The organism is Pseudomonas sp. GD03875 (genome assembly GCF_029840585.1).
Taxonomy (GTDB): Bacteria; Pseudomonadota; Gammaproteobacteria; order Pseudomonadales; family Pseudomonadaceae; genus Aquipseudomonas; species Aquipseudomonas paralcaligenes.
The window spans coordinates 37,426-57,881 of sequence record NZ_JAOCCV010000030.1 but is presented as its reverse complement, the minus strand read 5'-3'; the positions used below and the strand labels follow the sequence as shown (position 1 = coordinate 57,881).

Annotated in this window: 17 protein-coding genes; 4 read left to right on the top strand and 13 right to left on the bottom strand. The window is 66.9% G+C overall.

Annotated elements, in window-relative coordinates:
* Positions 1-4: 4 nt before the first annotated feature.
* The 10 genes from N5D30_RS20970 to N5D30_RS20925 form a co-directional block, all read right to left on the bottom strand.
* The gene (locus tag N5D30_RS20970; RefSeq protein ID WP_279910548.1) at positions 5-655 is read right to left on the bottom strand and encodes an alginate O-acetyltransferase AlgF; all 651 of its coding nucleotides are present in this window, start codon (positions 653-655) and stop codon (positions 5-7) included.
* A gap of 22 nt (positions 656-677) precedes the next feature.
* The gene (locus N5D30_RS20965; protein ID WP_279910546.1) at positions 678-1,832 is read right to left on the bottom strand and encodes an alginate O-acetyltransferase; all 1,155 of its coding nucleotides are present in this window, start codon (positions 1,830-1,832) and stop codon (positions 678-680) included.
* Positions 1,833-1,844: 12 nt separating this feature from the next.
* Positions 1,845-3,338 (bottom strand): MBOAT family protein, encoded by a 1,494-nt coding sequence (locus N5D30_RS20960; RefSeq protein WP_220816007.1) that lies wholly within the window; start codon positions 3,336-3,338, stop codon positions 1,845-1,847.
* Between the two features lie 39 nt (positions 3,339-3,377).
* Entirely contained in the window at positions 3,378-4,790 is a 1,413-nt protein-coding gene (locus N5D30_RS20955) for an alginate O-acetyltransferase (RefSeq protein ID WP_279910544.1), read from the bottom strand.
* Positions 4,787-6,322 (bottom strand): mannuronan 5-epimerase AlgG, encoded by a 1,536-nt coding sequence (algG, locus tag N5D30_RS20950; protein ID WP_279910542.1) that lies wholly within the window; start codon positions 6,320-6,322, stop codon positions 4,787-4,789. Before algG ends, N5D30_RS20955 begins: the two co-directional genes overlap by 4 nt.
* Before the next feature lie 10 nt (positions 6,323-6,332).
* Entirely contained in the window at positions 6,333-7,751 is a 1,419-nt protein-coding gene (locus N5D30_RS20945) for an alginate export family protein (protein ID WP_279910540.1), read from the bottom strand.
* An 18-nt stretch (positions 7,752-7,769) separates the two neighbouring features.
* Positions 7,770-9,122: an alginate biosynthesis protein AlgK gene (locus tag N5D30_RS20940; RefSeq protein ID WP_279910539.1), complete on the bottom strand. Its 1,353-nt coding sequence runs from the start codon at positions 9,120-9,122 to the stop codon at positions 7,770-7,772.
* A complete protein-coding gene (locus N5D30_RS20935; RefSeq protein WP_279904490.1) occupies positions 9,119-10,342 on the bottom strand; it encodes a PilZ domain-containing protein in 1,224 nt (407 codons plus the stop codon). Before N5D30_RS20935 ends, N5D30_RS20940 begins: the two co-directional genes overlap by 4 nt.
* A gap of 64 nt (positions 10,343-10,406) precedes the next feature.
* Positions 10,407-11,888, bottom strand: a complete 1,482-nt coding sequence (locus N5D30_RS20930; protein WP_279910538.1) for a glycosyltransferase family 2 protein — start codon at positions 11,886-11,888, stop codon at positions 10,407-10,409.
* A 90-nt stretch (positions 11,889-11,978) separates the two neighbouring features.
* Positions 11,979-13,289 (bottom strand): UDP-glucose/GDP-mannose dehydrogenase family protein, encoded by a 1,311-nt coding sequence (locus N5D30_RS20925; RefSeq protein WP_220816013.1) that lies wholly within the window; start codon positions 13,287-13,289, stop codon positions 11,979-11,981.
* A 669-nt stretch (positions 13,290-13,958) separates the two neighbouring features.
* Here N5D30_RS20925 and N5D30_RS20920 point away from each other — a divergent pair.
* Positions 13,959-15,524 (top strand): PAS domain-containing methyl-accepting chemotaxis protein, encoded by a 1,566-nt coding sequence (locus tag N5D30_RS20920; RefSeq protein ID WP_279910537.1) that lies wholly within the window; start codon positions 13,959-13,961, stop codon positions 15,522-15,524.
* Between the two features lie 37 nt (positions 15,525-15,561).
* Here N5D30_RS20920 and N5D30_RS20915 read toward each other — a convergent pair whose 3' ends face one another.
* Entirely contained in the window at positions 15,562-16,068 is a 507-nt protein-coding gene (locus N5D30_RS20915) for a DUF1993 domain-containing protein (protein WP_279910536.1), read from the bottom strand.
* Between the two features lie 74 nt (positions 16,069-16,142).
* Between N5D30_RS20915 and N5D30_RS20910 the strand changes: the two genes are divergently transcribed.
* Positions 16,143-16,481, top strand: coding sequence for an MmcQ/YjbR family DNA-binding protein (locus N5D30_RS20910; RefSeq protein ID WP_279910553.1), 339 nt, complete (start codon positions 16,143-16,145; stop codon positions 16,479-16,481).
* On the opposite strand, the gene N5D30_RS20905 is transcribed toward N5D30_RS20910, so the two are convergent.
* Positions 16,478-17,161 carry a DUF1294 domain-containing protein gene (locus N5D30_RS20905; protein WP_279910535.1) on the bottom strand — a complete coding sequence of 228 codons (684 nt, stop codon included), beginning with the start codon at positions 17,159-17,161 and terminating at the stop codon, positions 16,478-16,480. The genes N5D30_RS20910 and N5D30_RS20905 overlap by 4 nt on opposite strands.
* Before the next feature lie 2 nt (positions 17,162-17,163).
* A complete protein-coding gene (locus N5D30_RS20900; RefSeq protein ID WP_279910534.1) occupies positions 17,164-17,994 on the bottom strand; it encodes an undecaprenyl-diphosphate phosphatase in 831 nt (276 codons plus the stop codon).
* A gap of 185 nt (positions 17,995-18,179) precedes the next feature.
* Between N5D30_RS20900 and N5D30_RS20895 the strand changes: the two genes are divergently transcribed.
* The gene (locus N5D30_RS20895; protein ID WP_279910533.1) at positions 18,180-19,811 is read left to right on the top strand and encodes a methyl-accepting chemotaxis protein; all 1,632 of its coding nucleotides are present in this window, start codon (positions 18,180-18,182) and stop codon (positions 19,809-19,811) included.
* A 7-nt stretch (positions 19,812-19,818) separates the two neighbouring features.
* Positions 19,819-20,433: a hypothetical protein gene (locus tag N5D30_RS20890; protein ID WP_220816019.1), complete on the top strand. Its 615-nt coding sequence runs from the start codon at positions 19,819-19,821 to the stop codon at positions 20,431-20,433.
* Positions 20,434-20,456: the final 23 nt, after the last annotated feature.

Sequence of the window (20,456 nt, the reverse complement as noted above, 5' to 3'; positions counted from 1 at the left end):
CGCATCACTCGGCGCCCGCCGGACGCTGCACCCAGACCGGGCTCAGGTTGGAGCCGCTGCCGGTGACGTAGAGGGCGGCCACTTCGCCGCGCTCCAGCACCAGCTGGTTCAGGTCGCTGACCTTCTGGTCGCCGGCGAACAGCGCCAGGCGCACCTTGACCGGGTTGATCTCGCGGTCGCCGCGGGCCTTGCCGGCCACGGCCGGGATCACCTCGGTCTTGCCGTCGGCGGTCTTCAGGCTGACCGGGGTGTCGGACAGGTTCTGGACGCGCACCAGGGCCTTCTGGCGGTTCTTGAAGGCGGGGTCTTCCACCAGGTTCAGCTCGCCGCTGGGCAGGCGCACCAGGGTGTAGTACTGGTCGGCCTTGAGGTTGACCGGCAGCGACTTGCCCGCGGCACTGGCGCTGTAGCTGCCCGCCGGCAGGAAGGAAAAGTCGCTGCTGCCACGGGGCTGCACGTCCTTGATGTTGACCGAGCCGAGGCTCAGGTCCAGCTCCGAGGAGCCGGCGTTGTAGGCACGGACGAAGGCCGAGCCGGCCGGCGCGGTCGGGCCGTAGAGGCCGCCCTCGTCGGCGTGGGCGACGTTGAAGGTGGCTGCGAGGCTCAGGCAGCCCAGTCCCAGGGCCAGCTTGCGAAGGGTGGTTTGCATGGTCATCTCCTTTGGTGAGTGCTCGTCTTCAGGGCGCCGCCACGGATTTGGCGGGGCCTTTGGCGGCCAGCTGCTGCTGGGCCGGTTCACGGCCGGAACCCAGCTGGGCCAGCCATTGGGGATCGAATTCGCTGAGGTCGCTGGGCAGGGTCAGGTAGCGCTCGGGCACCTCCCACAGCACCAGCTTGAGGCCCTGGGTCTCTTCCTCGCCCTTTGCCAGCAGGCGCAGCATCGGCACCAGCGGGCCGTGGCCGTCCTCGGCGTAGTTGTAGAGGTCGGTGCCCAGCGACTGGCGCAGCGCGCCGAGGAAGTTCCACTTCGGGTTGGCGCTGTAGCTGGTGCCGACCAGGGCCACCTGGGGCGCGCTGTCGCCGAACAGGTCGCCACCCGCGTCGTCGCTCTGCTCGGTCACGCGCTTCTCCAGCGGCTCCTTGGCCGGCTGCATGGCGGCGAAGTACGGGTCCAGCGGCAGGTAGCTGAGCAGATCGCCCTTGTGGGTCTCGCTGCCGACCTGGCGGGTCGCGTAGCTCAGCTCACCGTGGGGCAGCAGGTGGCGCCGCTGCAAGTCGTCGGCCACGGCGCGGGCGGCCAGCTCGGCGCCCAGCGGCGTCCAGTGGGTGTCGGTGCGCAAGAACACCAGGCCCTGCTGCTTGCCGCCCTCCAGCGCGGCGTACAGGTCCGCGCCCTGCAGGCCGAGCTGGCCGAGGCGCTCGCGGGCCTGGTCGTACAGCGCCTGCTGCTCGGCCACCGGGCGCTGCTCGGCGACGAACTCCGGGTAGAGCCGGGCCTTGGCCGGCAGCAGCACGACCTGCAGCTGGATGCCCCGGCTGCGCAGCTCGTCGCGCACGCGGGTGATCAGCTTCCAGTTGTCCTCGACCTGGTCGGGCTTGGTCGCCGGCTTGAATTCCTCGCTGGTGAACAGCCAGCCGTCGCGGCCGATCACCACGCCGGGGCGGCCCTCGCCGAACAGGCCGTATTCCACCGCCGCCCAGACGTTGGTGCCGAACTCCTTGACCGGGAAACCCTTGTCGTAGTGCTTCTCGATGGCATGGGTCAGCTTGCCGTTGAGGAAGGTGGTCTCGCCGGCCGCCGAGAAGCGGAACAGGTTGGGCATCGACGCCAGCGACAGGGCCACGAGGACCAGGGCGAAGGTGGCGCTGTAGAGGATGTGGATGGTGCGCATGTCGGCTCCTCCTCAGAACTGGAAGTACAGGAAGGGTGAAAAGCTTTGCGCCGACAGCTTCAGGACCGAGGCGACAAACAGCAGCAGGACCAGCAGCCGGCCGAGCGCCACGGCGTAGGCCGGGGCGACGCCGGCGGCCACCGCGGTGGCGCCGCCAAGCGGGGCGACGGTGCCCTCCTCGCCCGCCTTGGCCTTGGGCGCGCGGCTGGCCAGGGGGTTGGTGTAGAACTGGCGCAGGCCGAAGACGACGATGACGCCATAGGCCAGCACCAGGGTGCCGATCTGCAGGCTGGTCAGCTGGGCCAGGGTCAGGTCGGACAGGCGCCAGTCGGAGAACTCGAACATGGCGGCGTACATGCGCCAGGCCACGTCCAGGTTCTCGGCGCGGAAGATCACCCAGCCGGTCACCACCAGCAGGAAGGTGAAGGCCCATTTCAGCGGGTTGATGGTGCGCGGCGCGGCGTCCACGCCCAGGGCCCGCTCGATGGCCAGCCACATGCCGTGCCAGGCGCCCCAGATCACGTAGGTGAAGTTGGCGCCGTGCCACAGGCCGCCCAGCAGCATGGTCAGGAACAGGTTGCGGTAGGTGGCGAAGGTGCTGCCGCGGTTGCCGCCCAGGCTGATGTAGAGGTAGTCGCGCAACCAGGTGGACAGGCTGATGTGCCAGCGCCGCCAGAACTCGGTGATCGACTGGCTGATGTAGGGCTGGTTGAAGTTCTCCATGAAGCGGAAGCCCATCATCAGGCCCAGGCCGATGGCCATGCTGCTGTAGCCGGCGAAGTCGAAGTACAGCTGCGCGGTGTAGGCCACGGCGCCCAGCCAGGCCTCGCCCGTGGTCGGGTCGGACAGGGCGAAGCAGTGGTCGGCGATGGGCGCCACGCTGTCGGCGATGAACACCTTCATGATGAAGCCCTGCATGAAGCGCGTGCAGCCCTCGGCGAACTTGTCCACGGTGTGGGTGCGGTGGTTGAACTGGTCCACCAGGTCGCGGAAGCGCAGCACCGGGCCGGCGATCAGGTGCGGGAAGATCGCCACGAAGGCCGCGAAATCGATCAGGTTGTGGGTCGCCGGGGTGTCGCCGCGGTACACGTCGATGATGTAGCTGATCGACTCGAACACGTAGAACGAGATGCCGATGGGCAGCAGGATGTGGGTCAGCACGAAGGGGTCCATGCCGAACGAGCTGACCACCATGTTGAAGCTCTCGACCCCGAAGTTGGCGTACTTGAAGTAGCCCAGCACGCACAGGTCGACCACCACCCCGAGTATCAGCCAGCGCTGGGCCGCCTTGGTGCGCACCCCCGCCGCGCCGATGCGCAGGCCGATCCAGTAGTTGAACACGGTGACCCCGGCGAACAGCGCGAGGAAGTCCACCCGCCACCAGGCGTAGAAGATGTAGCTGGCGACCAGCAGCAGCAGGTTGCGATACCGGTTCCCGCACAGGTAGTACAGCGTGAGGAAGATCGGCAGGAACAGGAACAGGAATACGTTGGACGAGAAAACCATCCTAGCTTCTCCAGAAAAGAGGTTGACCCAGGGCGCGCATCAGTTGCTCGCCATTCGCTGGCTGCCGTCGTGGCGACGGCACACGGTCGCCTCCACGGTGAGGCCTTCGGGCATGTTTTCCGGCGCGTCCACCTCGAGCCCCATCAGGGTCAGGTCGCGCCAGTCGCCCTCGTCACGCAGTTCGAAGAGGTAGCGGCCGCCGGTGTCGATGCGGTCGCTCTGCTCCAGGTCGAAGCGCTCCTTGCGCCCGCTGAAGTACCAGACGGTGGACTTGGTGTCGTGGATGCCCGGGTCGCTGAAGCGCAGGTCGATCATGTGGTCGGCGCTGCGCAGCTCCTTCAGCCCGCTGGTGCCGTTGAGGAACACCTGGGTGCTGCCCGGGCCCAGCTTGGCCTTGCCGGTGAGCAGCGCCGGCTGGCCGGCGCAGCCGTTGTCGACCATGGGCACGGCCTGGCGGTAGAAGTCGCGCAGGGACATGTCGTAGTGGGTGGCGAATTCCCAGACGACCACCTTCGGCGGCTTCTTCTGGAAATCCTCGCTGGCCAGCAGCTGCAGCATGGCGCTCTCGTAGCCGCCACCGGTGACCGCCATGTTCATCACCTGCACGCCGCTGTACTGCTCCAGGTAGCCGGCGAAGTTGTAGGCCACGCCGCTGTTACTGGTGCCCACCAGCACCACTTCCGGGCTGGACTCGTCGCCGAACAGGCTGTCGCCGGAACTCTCGTCGGCCGGCTCGGTGGCGAAGCGGTCGACGTACTCGGTGTCGTAGGTGTTGTTGCAGATCTTGCCCGCCGCCTCGCCCGAGCTGCCGGGGCTGCCGAGGATGCCGACGCGCTTGGTGACGAACTCCTTCTTCGGCATGTCGGCGTAGGCCGGAATCTGCTTCAGCACCTCGGCGGTCAGCTTGGCCGCGTCCTTGGCCCCGCGCGGGGTCCAGTGGTGGTCGTCCTTGAAGAAGAAGTCGGTGTCCTTGCCCTGCTCGTCGAACAGCGGCGAGTAGTCGGCGGCCCAGATGCCGATCCGGCGGAATTCGCCGATGGTCTTGATGTAGTTGGCGCGAGCGGTCTCCCAGTCGAACTTGCTCTGCCAATCGGGCGTCAGCTTGCGCCGGTTGACCAGGCCCTTGGTCGGCTGGAACACGATCAGCAGCTCCACCCCGCGCGCCTTGAGCGCATCGCGGAAGCGCTTGAGCTGGGCGTAGCCCTCCGGCGTGGTGCCGATGTCGGTGCGCAGGTCGTTCTTGGTGCGGAACAGCCAGCCGTCCTGGCCGTCGATCAGGGTGCTGTGGAAGTCGAGTTCCTTGGTGTCGTAGCTGGCGGGGTTGGACGCCGCCGGGCACAGGCCGCCGATCAGCTCGATGTCATAGGTGGGGAACTGCGCCGCCGCGGCGGACGAAGCGGCCAGCAGCAGGCCCAGCGCCAGGGCGCCGCGAGGGCTCGGGAAACGGTTCATCGTTTGGCCTCCATGTCCGTGCCGAGGTAGTCGATCAGCACCGGCTTGTCCTGCCGCACCAGCAGATCGAGGATCTTGTCCTGGTAGGGGCCGAGGATGCCCGGCAGGGTGATGCCGGCGCTCTTGGTCGGGGACAGCATCTGCACCCGGTACAGCTCCAGGCTCAGGGGCGAGTCCACCCCCATCGGTCCGGAGGCGTTGGCCACCAGCTTGCCGCCGACGATGAGCATGGAGATGTTGGTCTCGAAGGGGTCGAGCAGGAGGTCGCGGTCGGTGTTGCTGAGGTCCTTCACGTGGCCGTAGACGCCGAGCTTGCCGTTGCTCACCACTAGGTTCTCGTACAGCTTGACGTTGACGCTGTTGCGCACCCGGATGCCGTGGCGCTCGTTGTTGTAGGCCTTGTTGCCCCACAACAGGTTGTCGCCGCTCTCGTAGATGGTCACGCCGTCCGACTTGTTGCGGTACGTCTCGTTGTAGGCCAGCACGTTGTTCACGCTGCTGCGGTCGATGACGATGCCGGACAGCTCGTTGTCGTAGGAGCGGTTGTTGAAGATCCAGCTGTCGTTCACCTCCCGCGAGACGATGATGCCGTGCTTCTCGCGGGTGCCGTAGGCGGTGTTCTCGGCGATGATCAGCCGGCGCGAGCGGTCGTGCGGGTCGATGCCGTAGACCAGGTTGTTGCGGTAGGTGTTGCCGCGGATCACCACGTCGTCGGCCTCGTAGCAGTAGAAGCCGTACCACATGTCATCCCACATCGAGTTGAGCAGCCAGCCGGTGGGGTGGTCCCGGCCCATCTTCGGCGCCATCGACGGGCTGTACTGGGAGATCGAGAAGCCGTAGGACTTGCTCTTGGTGTAGCCGAGGCTGGAGATCGTCGAGTTGACGATGTAGGTCTCGGTGCCACCCCAGGCGTTGATGAACGGACGGAACTCGCCCTTCTTCTCGAACCAGTCCTGGCGGTTCTCGGCCTCGCGCCAGGCGGTGATCCGGCTGTCGGTGACGAACAGCTTGCCGTCGTTGATGACGAAGGCGCCGCGGTCCTTGGACAGGCGCAGGTCCTTGGTCTTCTCGTCCACGTGCAGGGTCGCGCCCGGCATCACCACCAGCGGCAGGCGCAGCACGTAGATGCCGGGCTCGACCTCGTGGAAGTACTTGGGCTGCGCCCTGGCCAGGTCGGCGGGGGTGACGTAGCCGCCCTCCACCACCAGCGCCTGGGGCATGCCGCCCTGGCGGGTCACCCATTCGCGCAGGCGTTCGTCGCCGCCGGTGAACTCGGTCAGCTGGTCCATACCGATCATGCGCCGCAGGCTGACCTGGCCCGCCGGCTTGGTGACGATCTTCTCGTACACGGCCTCGGGGGTGAACGGCGTCAGGTCCGGCAGCTTGGGCGGGTCCATCTTCAGCGGCTCGGCCGGCGCGCTGCGAATCTGGTAGGCCTCGGGCGATACCTCGGTATTCACCGCCTGGGCGCCGGCCGCGTAGAGCAGCCAGGCGCAGGTGCCTAGCACAAGGCTTCTGGTGGGCTGGATCATGGCTCGCTCCTCAATATCGCCAGATCACATCGAGCATGACCCGATGCATGCTGGAATCGGTGCCGCTGGCGAAGGCGTCGCCAGGGAAGAACACGCCGCCGCGCAGGCGCACCAGCGCCGAGTCGGCCTCGACCACACCCAGTTCGGAGCGGTCGAAGTAGCGGGTCAGCACCAGGTCGACTTCCTGGCCCAGGTCCTTGTCGCCGGGCTCCAGGGCGACGTTCAGGCCGCTGGCGCTGTCCAGGTCCTCGTCCACCCGCCAGAAGCGGTGGTAGACCAGGCTGGCGTCGTACTTCCGGTCCAGCACCCAGCTGCCGAACAGCGACGCGGCCTGCAGGTTGTTCAGCTCGCCGCGGTAGGCCTCGCCGAAGCGGTGGACGCTGGAGCGAGTGCCGGTGAAGCGCGCGCGGTTGCTCTGCAGGTCGGTCTGCATGAACTGCTCGGAATCGTCGGCGTCACCGCCGCCGCTGGCCCGCGACAGGGTGCCGCCGAGGCGCCAGTTTTCATCGATGTTCCAGCGCAGGCCGAGGTCGACGGCCCAGCCGTCCAGGTCCTGGTCGCGGCTGCCCACGGCTCGGCGCTCGCCGCTGGCGCTGCTGGTCTGCAGCAGCTCGGCGTCGCCGCGCATCAGAGTGGCGGCCACCCAGTAGTTGACGGGCGCGGTGCTGCGCGGGTTGAAGAAGTCGCCGTTGAGTTCGGCGCCGAACCAGGTGACGTCGCCGGTGTAGCGCTTGCTCAGCTCGTCGACCGTCTCGCCGGCGTGGGCCAGGCTGCCGTTGTCGCGGCTGTGGTGCAGTTTGAGCCCGGCCCAGTGGCCCGGGCGCCACTGGGTGGAGAGGCCGGCCAGGAAGTGCTGGCGGTCCTCGTCCTGGGGCGCCAGGTCGTCGAGGTCGGTGCGGTAGTCGCTGAAGCGCTCGGCCACCGCCACCTGGGCGTTGAGCAGGGTGGTGTCGAAGTTCCAGCGCAGCGCCTCGATGTTGGTGTCCCACCACAGGCCATCGTCGGCGCGGATGCGCTGGCGGCCGAAGCGCAGCGACTCGCCCGGGTAGGCGGTGAGGCCGGAGTAGTCGACCCAGAGTTCGTGCAGGGCGAGGAAGTTCTTCTCGCGCTCGCGGCTGTCGGTCGCCTCCAGGGTGTCGTTGTTGACCTGGGAGGACTCCAGCACGTCGGTGGCGACGAAGGCCTCGCCCATGGCGTAGCCGGACCAGTTGCCGCGCGAGCCGTACACCCAGGGCCGCGCGCTGGCACCGAGGCCGTTGAAGTCGCCGCCGTCGCGGGTGCCCAGGTCCAGGTCTTCGATGGATTGGGCGGTGAGCTTGAAGTTGATGCCGTAGTCGAGGCTGGACGCCTCGTCGGCACTCACGCCATTGACGGTCAGTGTCCCGCTGGCCGCGATGACGAAACTGAGAAACGATCTGCTGAAGGTCATAGCATGTCCCGTGCTTGATTATCGTTGGGTGTGCAGGCTGACCTGCTCGCCGCCGCTCCGCGCCGCCCTCTCCCGCTCCACCATGGAGCGCACCCGCGCCATGTCGCCGGGCTGCAGGCGGGGCGTCATGCGCTCCATCCACATGTCGGCCTGGGGCATGCCCTGCTCCTTGGCCAGGGTGGCGAAGCCGTAGGCGTACACCGGGTTGATGCGGATGCCGCGGCCATCGCCGAACAGCTGGGCCAGGGCGACGTCGGCCTGCGGGTTGCCCGCGCGCGCGGCGATCAGCAGCTGTTCCAGCGCCTTGTCGGCATGCACCCGGCCGAGCTTGCCCTCGCGATAGAGGCGGGCCAGGATGAGCCGCGCCTTGGGGTCCTGGGGGATGGCGGTGAGCAGGTACTGCTCGGCCTTCGCCGGCTCGGCCGGCACCAGCTGGCCGTTGAGGTAGATCTGCCCGAGGGCCACCGCGGCGCGGCCGGAGCCCGCCTCGACGCCTTTTTCCAGGTACTCCAGCACCTGCTCGGTCTCGCCCAGCTGCGGGTTGCGCCGCACCAGGTCGGCGAGGCCGGCCCAGGCGTCCGGCCACACGGGAGCGATGGCCTCGTACAGCTGCCTGGCCTCTTCCGGGCGCGGCTGCCCGGCGCCGTCGCCGGCCAGCACGCGGGCCACCGTCTGCACCTGGTTGGGCGCGACGCGCTGGGAACGGAAGTCGTTCTCCATGCGCTCGGCCAGCCCCTTCACCGCCTCCTCGTCACCCTGGATGCGGTAGACGGCGGCCAGCTCGGCGTAGCAGTCGCTCACCTCAGACAGCCAGGCCTCGCAGGACGCACGAATCTCGTCCAGGTGCGCCTCGTAGTCGCCACGGGCGCGGTACAGCATCACCCAGCCCAGGCGGGCCTGGGGCATGCCCTGGGCCTGCCACTCGGTCAGCTGCCGCTCGATGGCCGCCAGGTCGGCGGTCTGCGGGTCTTCCAGCTGCAGGCGCACCAGCGCCAGCAGCACGCTCTGGTCGCCGCTGGCGATGCCCGCCCGCAGCAGTTCGACCGCCTCCTGCCGCTCGGCCGGGGTCGCGTTGGGCTTGTTCACCAGCCACTTGCCGAGCTTGACCCGGGCAATGGGCGACTCCGCCGCCACGCGGCGGTAGATGGACTCGCCCTCGGCCTGGCGGGCCGCGTCGGGCTGCTGCACCAGCACATCGGCCAGCCCCAGCTCGGCGTCGGCGTAGCCCAGTTCGGCCAGCGGCCGGAAGTTCTCCTCCGCGACCTGCAGGTCGCCACCGGTCCTGGCCTGCTTGGCCAGTTCGAGATCGGGCAGCTGCGCGCAACCGGCGGCGGTCAGGCACAGCGCGATCGCTGACAGCCGCGCGTTCATTCGCCGGCCGCCACGTTGCGGGAGTCGCCGGCGGGCAGCAGCTTGCTGGCCAGCACTTCGCCCTCTTTCACCAGGCGATCGTCGAAGACGTTGCCGAACGGGCGGATGCGCACGTCCACCGGGCGCTTGGCCAGTTCGGTGCCGAGCGGCTCGTCCGGCTGGATCATGACCCGGATGTCGGACGCCAGGCCGCCGTCCTGCAAGGCCAGGGTGGTGATGTGGCCGGCTCGCTCCTCCTTCTCGCCGGCGACGATGAAGCTGACCGCCGTGCCGGGCTGCAGCTCGTTGAAGGCGCGGTACGGGAAGCGCGCCTCGACGGTGGCCACGCTGTCCACCGGCGACATCAGGAACACCGCCGAGCCCTTGCCGGCGGTCTGCCCGTCGCCGATCAGCTGGGCGGTCACGCGGCAGTCGCAGGGGCTGGTCAGGGTGCCCTGGAAGGTCTTGCCGAACAGGCGCTGGAGGTTGTCCGGGGTCAGGTCCTCGGTCGGCAGCACGCCCTTGAGCACGTCCATCATGTTCGACGAGAAGGTGCCCACCGGCGCGCCCTTGGCCACCGTGTCGCCGACCTTGACCAGGGCCTGCACCGCGCCCTCGCGGGGCATCGACACCTGCTGGCCGGGCACCGCGACCTGGGCCGAGTCGGCGTGGGTGATGAAATAGATGTCGTACAGCTGGTACAGCACGTAGCCGGCGGCGACCACGCCGACCATGAACAGGCCGAAGCTCAGGCTGACCGCGCGCATGCGGCCGAACAGGCCGGCCGGCGCGGCGTCACCGCCCTTGCGCGGCTTGGTGAAGTTGTCGCGCTGCAGGGTACTGATCAGGTCGCCGACGTTGATCAGCTCGCCGCTGAGGAAGGAGCTGATCACGTAGCGCAGTGCCGCCTGTTCGCGCGGGCGCAGGTGGTGGAACTCGCAGCCGGCGCGGCGCGAGCCTTCCAGCGAGCGGACCTGGAATTCCACGTCCATGGCGAAGCCGATGCCTTCGACCTCGAACATCAGCTTGCCGTGGCAGTACTGGCCTTCCTTGAGCAGGCTGTTGCCCGGCTGGAAGGAGAAACCGCCGACCGACAGATCGAGCAGCGGCGCCTCGATCTCCTGGCCCTGCGGGGTGACGTAGCGGATCCTGGCCGGCAGCTTGAGGCGCGCGTACTGTCGCTGGGCTTCGGCTTCGTGGACCACGTTGCTGTTGATGCTGGGGCTGATCACTGCGCTCATGTTCGTTCCTTTATGCAATCGAGAGTCTGGGGGCGAGAGTTCTGGAGAGTTGGCGGGCGGCCGCTCACACCATCCACATCAGGGTGGCGACGAAGACACTGCCGGCAGAAAAGGTCATGGCCCGCGACGACCAGGTGTTGAACCAGCGCTGGAAGCTGGCGAGATCGCGGTCGAGCTTGGTCTTCTGGCGCGTCCAGGACTGCTGGTCGAGGCGGAAGAACACGTACACCTTCACCAGTGCGCCGACGATCTGGTTGTAATAGAGGATCAGCGGGTAGGCCGGCCCGATGCTGTGGCCGGACGCCAGCAGCAGCAGAGTCAGCACCAGTCGGGTCAGGCCGATCCACAGCAGGTAGATCAGCAGGTAGGCGAAGCCGTACTTGATGCTGGCGATGATCGCCACCGAGGGGCCGAGCAGGCTGGTCCACATCGACACCCGCTGGTCCAGCAGGACCACGCTGGTGAAGGCGCCCAGGCGGCGGATGCCGAGGCCCAGGGCCCGCGAGTTCTGCCGCAGGTTGTTGCCGTACCAGCGGAACATCAGCTTGCGACTGGCCTTGAGGAAGCTCTTCTCCGGCGGGTGCTCGACGGTGTTGATCGAGGCGTCCGGCACGTAGAAGGTGTCGTAGCCCAGGCGCATCAGGCTGTACCAGCTGGACTTGTCGTCGCCGGTGAGGAACTTGAAGCGACCGAGGCGCCAGTGCTCCAGGTGGTCGTTCTCCACGTCCATGATGAAGCCCGGGTCGGTCACCACCTCGGCGCGGAACACCGACATGCGCCCGGTCAGGGTCAGCACCCGCTTGGACAGGGCCATCGAGCACATGTTGATGTGGCGCTGGGCGAAGCGCAGCTTGTGCCACTCCTGCATCACGTAGCTGCCGCGCACCTCGCAGAACTCGTTGGTGGTGAGCCCGCCGAGGTTGTCGAACAGCTTGAAGTACGGCGCGGTCTGGCGCACCACGCCGGCGGTGAGCACGGTATCGCCGTCCACCACCGCGACCACCGCGCGCTCGTCCGGCTGATGCCGGGAGATGGCGCGGAAGCCTTGGGCCAGGCCGTCGCGCTTGCCGGTGCCGGGAATCCGCACGATGTCCAGGCGCACCCGCTCCGGCGGCGCCAGGCGGTTCCACAGGTTCTTGACCAGCAGCTCGTCGGACAACTCGACGATCGAGCACACCACGGTGCTCGGGTAGCCGCAGTCGATCGCCTCCTGGATCACCGAGCGGTACACCGCCGCGGTGGTCAGCGCGTCGATGCGAAAGCTGGTGACCAGCAGGTAGACGTGGGAGGGATCGCCCGCCTCGCCCAGCCGGCGCGCCTTGCGCCGGTAGTACGGGTAGACGATGTAGAGGAAGATCAGGCCGCGAACGTAGTGGATCGCGCCCATCGAGTAGCGCCAGATGCCCACCACCCCGAGGAGCAGCAGGAAGTCGGCGGACTCCGGATCGAAGATGCTGTGGGGCAGCAGCAAGGCCATGCCACCCAACGCAGACAAATAGAACAGCCAGCCTGCGGCGTTGCGCAAGCTACCCTGAACACTTTCCATGAAATGTCACCCCGTTTGAGTTACCGCTCTGCAACGGGGGCGTCGTTGTTGTTGTTGTAACGCCCTGTGCACCTTGTCCTGCAGCAGTCGCTACCAGCAGAGGCCTTCTTTCACTTCATCGCTGCACTGGCGCATGAAGCCGACAAGGTCGATCAGCTTCTTGCCGGGCGGCAGTTGCTGAACCACGGTCTCGAACAGCTCGTCGCCGTTGCCCAGCACGATGACGTCCGCCTCGGCCACCACCTGGGCCAGGTCCGAGCGCAGCAGCGAGGAGACGTGGGGGATCTTGGACTCGATGTACTCGCGGTTGGCGCCGTGGACGCGGGCGTACTCGACGTTGCGGTCGAAGATCTTCAGGTCGAAGCCCTTGCCGATCAGCATCTCGGCCAGTTCGACCAGGGGACTCTCACGCAGGTCGTCGGTACCGGCCTTGAAGCTCAGGCCGAGCAGCGCGATGCTGCGCTTGTCCTGGCTGGCGATGAGGTTGTAGGCGTTGCGCACCTGGGCCTCGTTGCTCGGCATCAGCGAACTGATCAGCGGCGACTCGACGTCCAGTTGGGTGGCGCGGTAGTTCAGGGCGCGCACGTCCTTGGGCAGGCAGGAGCCGCCGAAGGCGAAGCCGGGGCGCATGTAGTACTTGGAGAGGTTGAGCTTGTGGTCCTGGCAGATCACGTCCATCACCTCGCGGCCATCGACGCCCACCGCCTTGGCGATGTTGCCGATCTCGTTGGCGAAGGTGATCTTGGTCGCGTGCCAGACGTTGCAGGTGTACTTGATCATCTCGGCGACTTCGACGCTCTTGCGGATGATCGGGGCGTCCAGCTCGCCGTAGATCTCTTCCAGCAGGTCGCCGGAGGTCTGGTCCAACTCGCCGATCACGGTCATGGCCGGGAAGTCGTAGTCCTTGATCGCGGTGCTCTCGCGCAGGAACTCGGGGTTCACCGCCACGCCGAAGTCCTTGCCGGCCTTCAGCCCGGAATAGCGTTCGAGGGTGGGGATCACCACGTTGCGCAGGGTGCCCGGCAGCACGGTGCTGCGCACCACCACGGTATGGCGGCTGTTCTTCTCCGGCAGGACCTTGCCGATCTGCTGGCAGACTTCCTCGATGTAGGACACGTCGAGGTCGCCGTTGCGCTTGCTCGGCGTCGGCGGCGCCAGGAAGGAAATGTCGGTGTTCAGCACCGCTTCGCGCATATCCAGCGTGCCGCGCAGCTTGCCGCTGGCGACCCCCTTCTGCAGCAGCTCTTCCAGCCCGGGCTCCACGATCGGCGACCTGCCGTCGTTGATCAGATCGATCTTCAGCGGCGAGATGTCCACCCCGATGATCTGGTGCCCTCTGGCCGACAGGCACCCCGCACACACAGCCCCAACATAGCCCAGCCCAAAGATGCTGATACGCATTGGACGATCTCCTCCTTGCGTGGATCGATGCGACAGCCCCATGGCTGACGCTCACTTCGCGACGAGACCGGACAACAGGTACTGCAACTTCCTCTGGTCTCTGTTTACCGCTTCGGCTGTTATCCGTTCAATCTAAAGTGAAACAGGAAGTTCAATCAGCCTCGAGCAAAACAGATGCCACTCAAAACAACAAAGTTCCGTGGCGGGCAGTAGGAAAGTTAAATATCTGAAAACAGTGATCTAGTTTTCATATTGAGGCGCCGCTTCGACACAAAGATGCCATTAGTTTGACACCAATCTGTAGGGGAGGCTCTGGAGCGCAGAATACAGCGGATTTTTAGAAAGCCAAACCTAGATTTCAAACGGCCATCAAGAATTAAAAGTGCAATTAGCATAACACTCCAAATTCTATCGACAATTTTATGACGCCATAAAACAGGCAATATCAATGACTATATGAAAGAGCGGCAAAGTGCCATGCCATGACAACTAAGCGGAGCGGCGACATAACTAACCACGATAAGTTTCATCACCACCCCGTGGAACTAATCGGCAATAAGGAGTCGGCAGCCCGAAAATACTTATCCGCTCGGACAGGTAATCCCCTAAACTTCCGCGCTCCACGGCCGATTTGCTAGGCATAGCCCACTCGAACAAGAAGCCCTCCGGATGAGAAACAACCAGCCCGTCACCCAGCGCGAACGCACCTTTCCCGACCAGCAACGGCTGATCTCCACCACCGATCTGAAAGGCCAGATCACCTATTGCAACCAGGCCTTCGTCGAGATCAGCGGCTTCGCCCGTGAGGAGCTGCTGCGGGCGCCGCACAACATCGTGCGCCACCCGGACGTGCCGCCGGCGGTGTTCGACCACATGTGGCAGACGCTGAAGAAGGGCCGCCCGTGGATGGGCGTGGTGAAGAATCGCAGCAAGAACGGCGATCACTACTGGGTCAACGCCTACGTCACGCCCATGCTGGAGAAGGGCCAGGTGGTGGGCTACGAATCGGTGCGGGTCAAGCCCACCGCCGAGCAGGTGCAACGGGCCGAGGCGCTGTACCAGCGGATCAATGCCGGCAAGGCGGCGATTCCCGCCACCGACCGCTGGCTGCCGGTGCTGCAGGCGTGGCTGCCGTTCATCCTGATCAGCCAGATCGGCTTCATGATCGGCCACTGGATCGGCTCGACCTGGGGCTTCCTGCTGGCCGCCCTGCTCTCCGTGCCGCTGGGCCTGGCCGGCCTCGGCTGGCAGACCCGCGGCGTCAAGCGCCTGCTGCGCCTGGCCGAGCAGACCACCTCGGACCCGCTGATCGCGCAGATGTACACCGACAGCCGCGGCGCCGAGGCGCGCCTGGAAATGGCCATGCTCAGCCAGGAAGCGCGCCTGAAGACCTGCCTGACCCGCCTGCAGGACACCGCGGAGCGCCTGACCAGCCAGGCCAAGCACGCCGACCACCTGGCCCACAGCAGCTCGGCTGGCCTGGAGCGCCAGCGGATCGAGACCGAGCAGGTGGTGACCGCGATCAACGAGATGGCCGCCACCACCCTGGAAGTGGCCAACAACGTGGCGCGCACCGCCATCGCCACCCAGGAGGCCAACCGCCTGACCGGCGAGGGCCGCCATGTCGCCTCGGAGACCCGCGAGGCGATCCAGCGCCTGTCGGTCTCCGTCGGCGAAACCGGCGAGACGGTGTCGCGCCTGGCCCAGGACAGCAACGAGATCGGCGGTGTGGTCGACGTGATCAAGGGCATCGCCGACCAGACCAACCTGCTCGCCCTCAACGCCGCCATCGAGGCGGCGCGGGCCGGCGAGATGGGTCGCGGCTTCGCCGTGGTGGCCGACGAGGTGCGCTCTCTGGCCCAGCGCACGGCGGAATCCACCGGGCAGATCCACGCGCTGATCGCCAAGCTGCAGCGCACCGCCGAAGAGGCGGTGATGACCATGGAGATCGGCCGCAGGCAGGCCGACGAAGGCGTGGAGCACGTGCTGCAGGCCGACCAGGCGCTGCAGGGCATCAGCGAGGCGGTGGGCAACATCGCGGACATGGCCAACCAGATCGCCGCGGCGGCCGAGCAGCAGAGCGCCGTGGCCGACGAGATCAATCAGAACATCACCACCATCGCCCAGCTGGCCGACCAGACCTCGGGCGAAGCGCAGAACACCGCGCTGCTCAGCGAGGAACTCACCTCCACCGCCCAGGACCAGTATTCCCTGGTGGAGCGCTTCAACCGCTGAGCGTCGCGTCACCCGCCGGCCCGCCCGGGCCGGCCGCTCACGCCCGTCCGAGATAATCCATCTTGCCGATTTCCAGGCCGTTGTGGCGCAGGATGGCGTAGGCGGTGGTGACGTGGAAGTAGAAGTTGGGCAGCACGAAGTGCAGCAGGTAGTCCGGGCCGCTGAACCGCAATTCGCTGCCCGGGACCTTCAGGACGATCTCGCGCCCTTCCCCGCTGTCGATCTGCTCGGGCGTCAGGCTGCCGATGAACTCCAGTGTGCGGCCGATGCGCGCCTGCAGTTCGGCGAAGCTGCTCTCCGTGTCCGCGAAGCTGGGCACCTCGACCCCGGCCAGGCGCGCCGCGCAGCCCTTGGCGGCATCGCTGGCGATCTGCACCTGGCGGGTCAGCGGGTGCATGTCCGGCGCCAGGCGCGCGTCGAGCAGCACGGCGGGGTCGATCTTCCTGGCTTCGGCATGGGCTGCGGCCTTGTCGAGAATGGCCGACAGGTTGCCGAACATGCGGACGAACTGGGGCACGGAGGCCTGGTAGAGGGACAGCGACATGGAGAACTCCTTGGCGGAAGAAGGACGAAACTCTGCTAGGTTAGCCGCACCAAGAAGGAGAGGCAGGAACCATGATGACCCCGGAGCAGATCGCCGCATTCTGCCTGCAGCTGCCAGGCGCGCGCGAGGACTACAAATGGGGCGGCGCCCGGGTGTTCTCGGTGGCCGGCAACAAGATGTTCGCCCTGCTCAGCGGCGGCCTGGCCTTCAAGGTGGCGCCGGAGCTGTTCCTCGGCATGGTCGACCGGCCGGGCATCCGTCCCGCGCCCTACCTGGCCCGGGCCTACTGGGTCAGCATGAACGAGCCGTACCCGCTGGGTGATGACGAGATGCGCGATCTGCTGACCCGCTCCCACCAGCTGGTGGTGCGCAAGCTGCCGAAGGTTCGCCAGGCGGGGCTGCTGCTCGACTAGAGCGGCAGCAGATGGCCCAGGTAACGCCCGCCCAGCACCAGCTGGTCGATCCAGAAGGCCTGGTGCAACGCGATTATCGCCCAGAACACCAGCTGGAAGGACACCTTGCGCGTCTTGTGGCGGAACACCTGCTGGGCCACCAGGGCGCCGGGCCAGCCACCCACCAGCTCGGCGATGTGCAGGCTGTTCTCCGGCGTGCGCCAGCGCCCCTTCTGCGCGGACTGCTTGTCCAACCAGTACTGGCCGAAGCTGAACAGGCTGACCAGCGGATAGGCCAGCGCCACCCAGACCACACCACGCTCCAGCAGCGCCAGGGCGCCCCAGGCCGGCAGCGCGCACAGCGCCGCCAGCACCAGTAGCTTGGCCTGCAGGTTGCGGATGGCCGGTGAATCCGGGCCGGGCTGACGCGGGTTCCTGGCGGCTTTTGGCGTGTCCTGGCCCGGTTTGCGGCGAATGGCCGGGCGATCCAGGCTGAGCGCCAGGTGGCGCATGTGCTGGGCGCGCGGCCGGCCCTGCTCGTCGCGCCCGGCGACATAGGCCACCGCATCGCCGGCCTGAGGGCGCCGGTCCCCGCGCACCGCGGAGATGTGCACGAACAGCTGCTCGCCGCCACCGTCAGGCAGGATGAAGCCGAAGCCCTTGTCGTCGTTCCAGCTCTTCAGGATGCCTTGTCGTTCCATGCTCAGCCCTGGGCGCTGCTCCAGTCGATCAGGTGGAACTGCCAGGTGGCCAGGATCAGCAAGCCGAAGGCGATGCGGTACCAGGCGAACAGCGCGTAGCTGTGGTTGGCGATGAACTTGAGCAGGCCGCGCACGGCGATCATGGCGAAGATGAAGGACACCACGAAGCCCAGGGCGAACACCGGCAGGTCGCCGGGCTGGAACAGGTCGCGGTACTTGTAGCCGGAATACACGGCCGCGCCGACCATGGTCGGCATCGCCAGGAAGAACGAGAACTCGGTGGCGGCGCGGCGCGACAGGCCGAACAGCAGGCCGCCGATGATGGTGGAGGCCGAGCGCGAGGTGCCCGGGATCATCGCCAGGCACTGGGCGAAGCCGATCTTCAGGGCTTCCTTCCAGGTCATGTCGTCCACCTCCTCGACGGTGATCTCGTGCTGGCGGCGCTCGGCCCAGAGCATCACCACGCCACCGACCACCAGGGCGACGGCCACGGTGACAGCGTTGAACAGGTACTCGTGGATCAGGTCGGCGAAGGCCACGCCGATGACCACCGCCGGCAGGAAGGCGATCAGCAGGTTGGCGGTGAAGCGCTGGGCCTGCCGCTGCCGCGGCACGTTGAACGCGGTGATGAGAATCTTGCGGCGGTACTCCCACATCACCGCCAGGATGGCGCCGAGCTGGATGATGATGTTGAAGGCCATCGCCCGCTCGCCGCCGAAGCCGAGCAGGTCGGCGACGACGATCTGGTGGCCGGTGCTGGAGATCGGCAGGAACTCGGTCAGGCCCTCGACGATGCCCAGGATCACTACCTGCAGGGCTGTCCACAAATCCATGAAATACCTCGGCACTGGCCGCCTCAGAGAAGCGGCCGATAACGGAATAGACGCCTGGTCGCAGACGGAAAACGGCGGGCATCCTACCAGATAGGCACCTCTGCGCGCCTCCTTGCCAACGGCGGATGGCGCAGCGCCTAGACTGGCTGTTGGCTATTACAAGAACTGACCCGGAGCCACCCCTCATGAGCAGCCTGCGCACCCTTCCCATCAGCCGCCGCCTGTGGCTGATCCTGCTGTCGTCCATCGTCATGCTGCTGCTCCTCACCGGGCTGATGCTGCAGCAGATCCACACCGGCCTGTACCAGGCCAAGGCCCAGCAGACCCGTCATCTGGTGGAAAGCGCCATCGGCGTGCTCAAGCACTACCAGGGCCTGGAGAGCGGCGGTCTGGCCCGGGAGGAGGCGCAGCGGCAGGCAATGGAGATCATCCGCGGCCTGCGCTACGACCAGGACGACTACTTCTGGATCAACGACATGACCCCGACCATGGTCATGCACCCGACCAACCCCAAGCTGGAAGGCCGCCAGCTCGGTGAACTGAAGGACCCGGACGGCAAGTTCCTGTTCAACGAGATGGTCGCCATCGCCAGGCAGAGCGGCGCCGGCCAGGTCGACTACCGCTGGAACAAGCCGGGCTCCGAGGAGCCGGTGCCGAAGATTTCCTACATCGAGCTGTTCCAGCCCTGGGGCTGGATACTCGGCACCGGCGTCTACGTCGACGACGTGCAGGCCGAGTTCCGCACCCAGGCCCTGCGCGCGCTCGGCATCCTGGCCGTGATCGCCCTGCTGCTGGCCGGCCTGGTCATCCTCATCGCGCGCAGCATCGCCCGCCCGCTGGACGAAGCGGTCGACGCCATGGCCAGCATCGCCAGCGGCGACGCCGACCTCACGCGCAGCCTGGACAACCACGGCCGCGACGAACTGACCGCCCTGGGCGGCCACTTCAACGCCTTCACCGGCAAGCTGCGCGGGGTGATCGGCGAGTCGCTGCAGGCCGCCGGCAGCCTCAACGAGGCCTCGCACTCCCTCGGCGGGATTTCCGCCAACGCCCGCCAGTACAGCCAGCAGCAATCGCAGCAGATGGAACTGGTGGCTACCGCCGTCAACCAGGTGTCGTACGCCGTGCAGGACGTGGCGAAGAACGCCGAGCACGCCGCCGGCGAGGTGCGCCAGGCCGAGCAGCAGGCGCTGCAGGGCCAGCAGAACATCGACGGCAGCCTGCGCCAGATCGACCAGCTGTCCGAGACCATCGCCCGGGCGGTGCAGGTGATCCAGGACCTGGCCCAGGAAAGCACCCAGATCGGCAGCGTGCTGGAGGTGATCCGCTCCATCGCCGAGCAGACCAACCTGCTGGCGCTGAACGCGGCCATCGAGGCGGCGCGGGCCGGCGAGCAGGGCCGCGGCTTCGCCGTGGTGGCCGACGAGGTGCGCATGCTGGCCCAGCGTACCCAGCAATCCACCGCCGAGATCCACGGCATGATCGAGCGCCTGCAGGGCAACTCCGAGGCGGCGGTGAAGGTCATCGACGCCAGCAGCCAGGCCTCCCGGCAGACGGTCGAGCAGGCCCGCCAGGCCGGCGAGAGCCTCGACCAGATCGCCGCCTCGCTGCGCAACCTGACGGGCTTGAATGCCTCCATCGCCAGTGCCACCCTGCAGCAGTCCCACGTGGTGGACGACATCAATCAGAACGTGACCCAGGCCGCCAGCCTGGCTCACGAGAACGCGCTGGCGGCCGAGCAGTTCAGCGAGGCCAGCGGTCACCTCGGCCAGCTCGCCGAACGACTGAACCGCCTGCTGGGCCAATTCCGGGTATGAGGTGACGATGAGCGGCATGGAGCATCAGGAGGTCGATCTCGGCCAGCCGCAGAACCAGGACCTGGTCTGGGACCTGGACAGCATCGCCCGCCGCGAGCTGGCCGAACGCTTCATCAGGCTGTTCGAGAACCGCCTGTGCGTCTATTCCGAATCCACCCGCCAGCTGTACACCAACTACGACCTGCACTTCCCCTCGGACTACGGGCGCAAGATGGTGGTGCTGCCCAATCCCTACGCCTTCCACGACACCCTGCACGGCATCGAGCCCGTGGCCGTGCGCAAGACCGGGCTCTGCGTGCTGCCCGGCGTGGTGCTGGGCAAGCCCGGCCTGCTGCTGACCACCCAGACCGGGGACGGCCGCCCGGCGCCCAGGACCATGCCGTTCAAGCAGGCCCTGGCGCAGATCATCGGCAACCAGAAGAAGGTCAACGACGTCTTCCTGCCCATCCTGATGAAGGGCGACCTGCGCGAGTTCGACCAGAAGATGCCCTACATCCACCTGCATCGTCTGCAGGTGCAGCGGCTCACCCGGCTGTCGTCGTTCGAGCGCGACGACATCCAGCAGACCATCACCCGCAAGCTGCTGATGCTCTACCGCCAGGCCGACAGCCTGGGCTGCTGAGGGGAGCGCGGCGCAGCCGAATC

Excerpts from the sequence above, each read along its gene's own strand:
- N5D30_RS20965 (WP_279910546.1), bottom strand. The coding sequence starts at position 1,832 with ATGCGCACCATCCACATCCTCTACAGCGCCACCTTCGCCCTGGTCCTC.
- algG (WP_279910542.1), bottom strand. The coding sequence starts at position 6,322 with ATGATCCAGCCCACCAGAAGCCTTGTGCTAGGCACCTGCGCCTGGCTG.
- N5D30_RS20935 (WP_279904490.1), bottom strand. The coding sequence starts at position 10,342 with ATGAGCGCAGTGATCAGCCCCAGCATCAACAGCAACGTGGTCCACGAA.
- N5D30_RS20920 (WP_279910537.1), top strand. The coding sequence starts at position 13,959 with ATGAGAAACAACCAGCCCGTCACCCAGCGCGAACGCACCTTTCCCGAC.
- N5D30_RS20925 (WP_220816013.1), bottom strand. The coding sequence starts at position 13,289 with ATGCGTATCAGCATCTTTGGGCTGGGCTATGTTGGGGCTGTGTGTGCG.
- N5D30_RS20890 (WP_220816019.1), top strand. The coding sequence starts at position 19,819 with ATGAGCGGCATGGAGCATCAGGAGGTCGATCTCGGCCAGCCGCAGAAC.
- N5D30_RS20945 (WP_279910540.1), bottom strand. The coding sequence starts at position 7,751 with ATGACCTTCAGCAGATCGTTTCTCAGTTTCGTCATCGCGGCCAGCGGG.
- N5D30_RS20910 (WP_279910553.1), top strand. The coding sequence starts at position 16,143 with ATGACCCCGGAGCAGATCGCCGCATTCTGCCTGCAGCTGCCAGGCGCG.
- N5D30_RS20955 (WP_279910544.1), bottom strand. The coding sequence starts at position 4,790 with ATGAACCGTTTCCCGAGCCCTCGCGGCGCCCTGGCGCTGGGCCTGCTG.
- N5D30_RS20940 (WP_279910539.1), bottom strand. The coding sequence starts at position 9,122 with ATGAACGCGCGGCTGTCAGCGATCGCGCTGTGCCTGACCGCCGCCGGT.
- N5D30_RS20895 (WP_279910533.1), top strand. The coding sequence starts at position 18,180 with ATGAGCAGCCTGCGCACCCTTCCCATCAGCCGCCGCCTGTGGCTGATC.
- N5D30_RS20960 (WP_220816007.1), bottom strand. The coding sequence starts at position 3,338 with ATGGTTTTCTCGTCCAACGTATTCCTGTTCCTGTTCCTGCCGATCTTC.
- N5D30_RS20970 (WP_279910548.1), bottom strand. The coding sequence starts at position 655 with ATGACCATGCAAACCACCCTTCGCAAGCTGGCCCTGGGACTGGGCTGC.
- N5D30_RS20915 (WP_279910536.1), bottom strand. The coding sequence starts at position 16,068 with ATGTCGCTGTCCCTCTACCAGGCCTCCGTGCCCCAGTTCGTCCGCATG.
- N5D30_RS20905 (WP_279910535.1), bottom strand. The coding sequence starts at position 17,161 with ATGGAACGACAAGGCATCCTGAAGAGCTGGAACGACGACAAGGGCTTC.
- N5D30_RS20930 (WP_279910538.1), bottom strand. The coding sequence starts at position 11,888 with ATGGAAAGTGTTCAGGGTAGCTTGCGCAACGCCGCAGGCTGGCTGTTC.
- N5D30_RS20900 (WP_279910534.1), bottom strand. The coding sequence starts at position 17,994 with ATGGATTTGTGGACAGCCCTGCAGGTAGTGATCCTGGGCATCGTCGAG.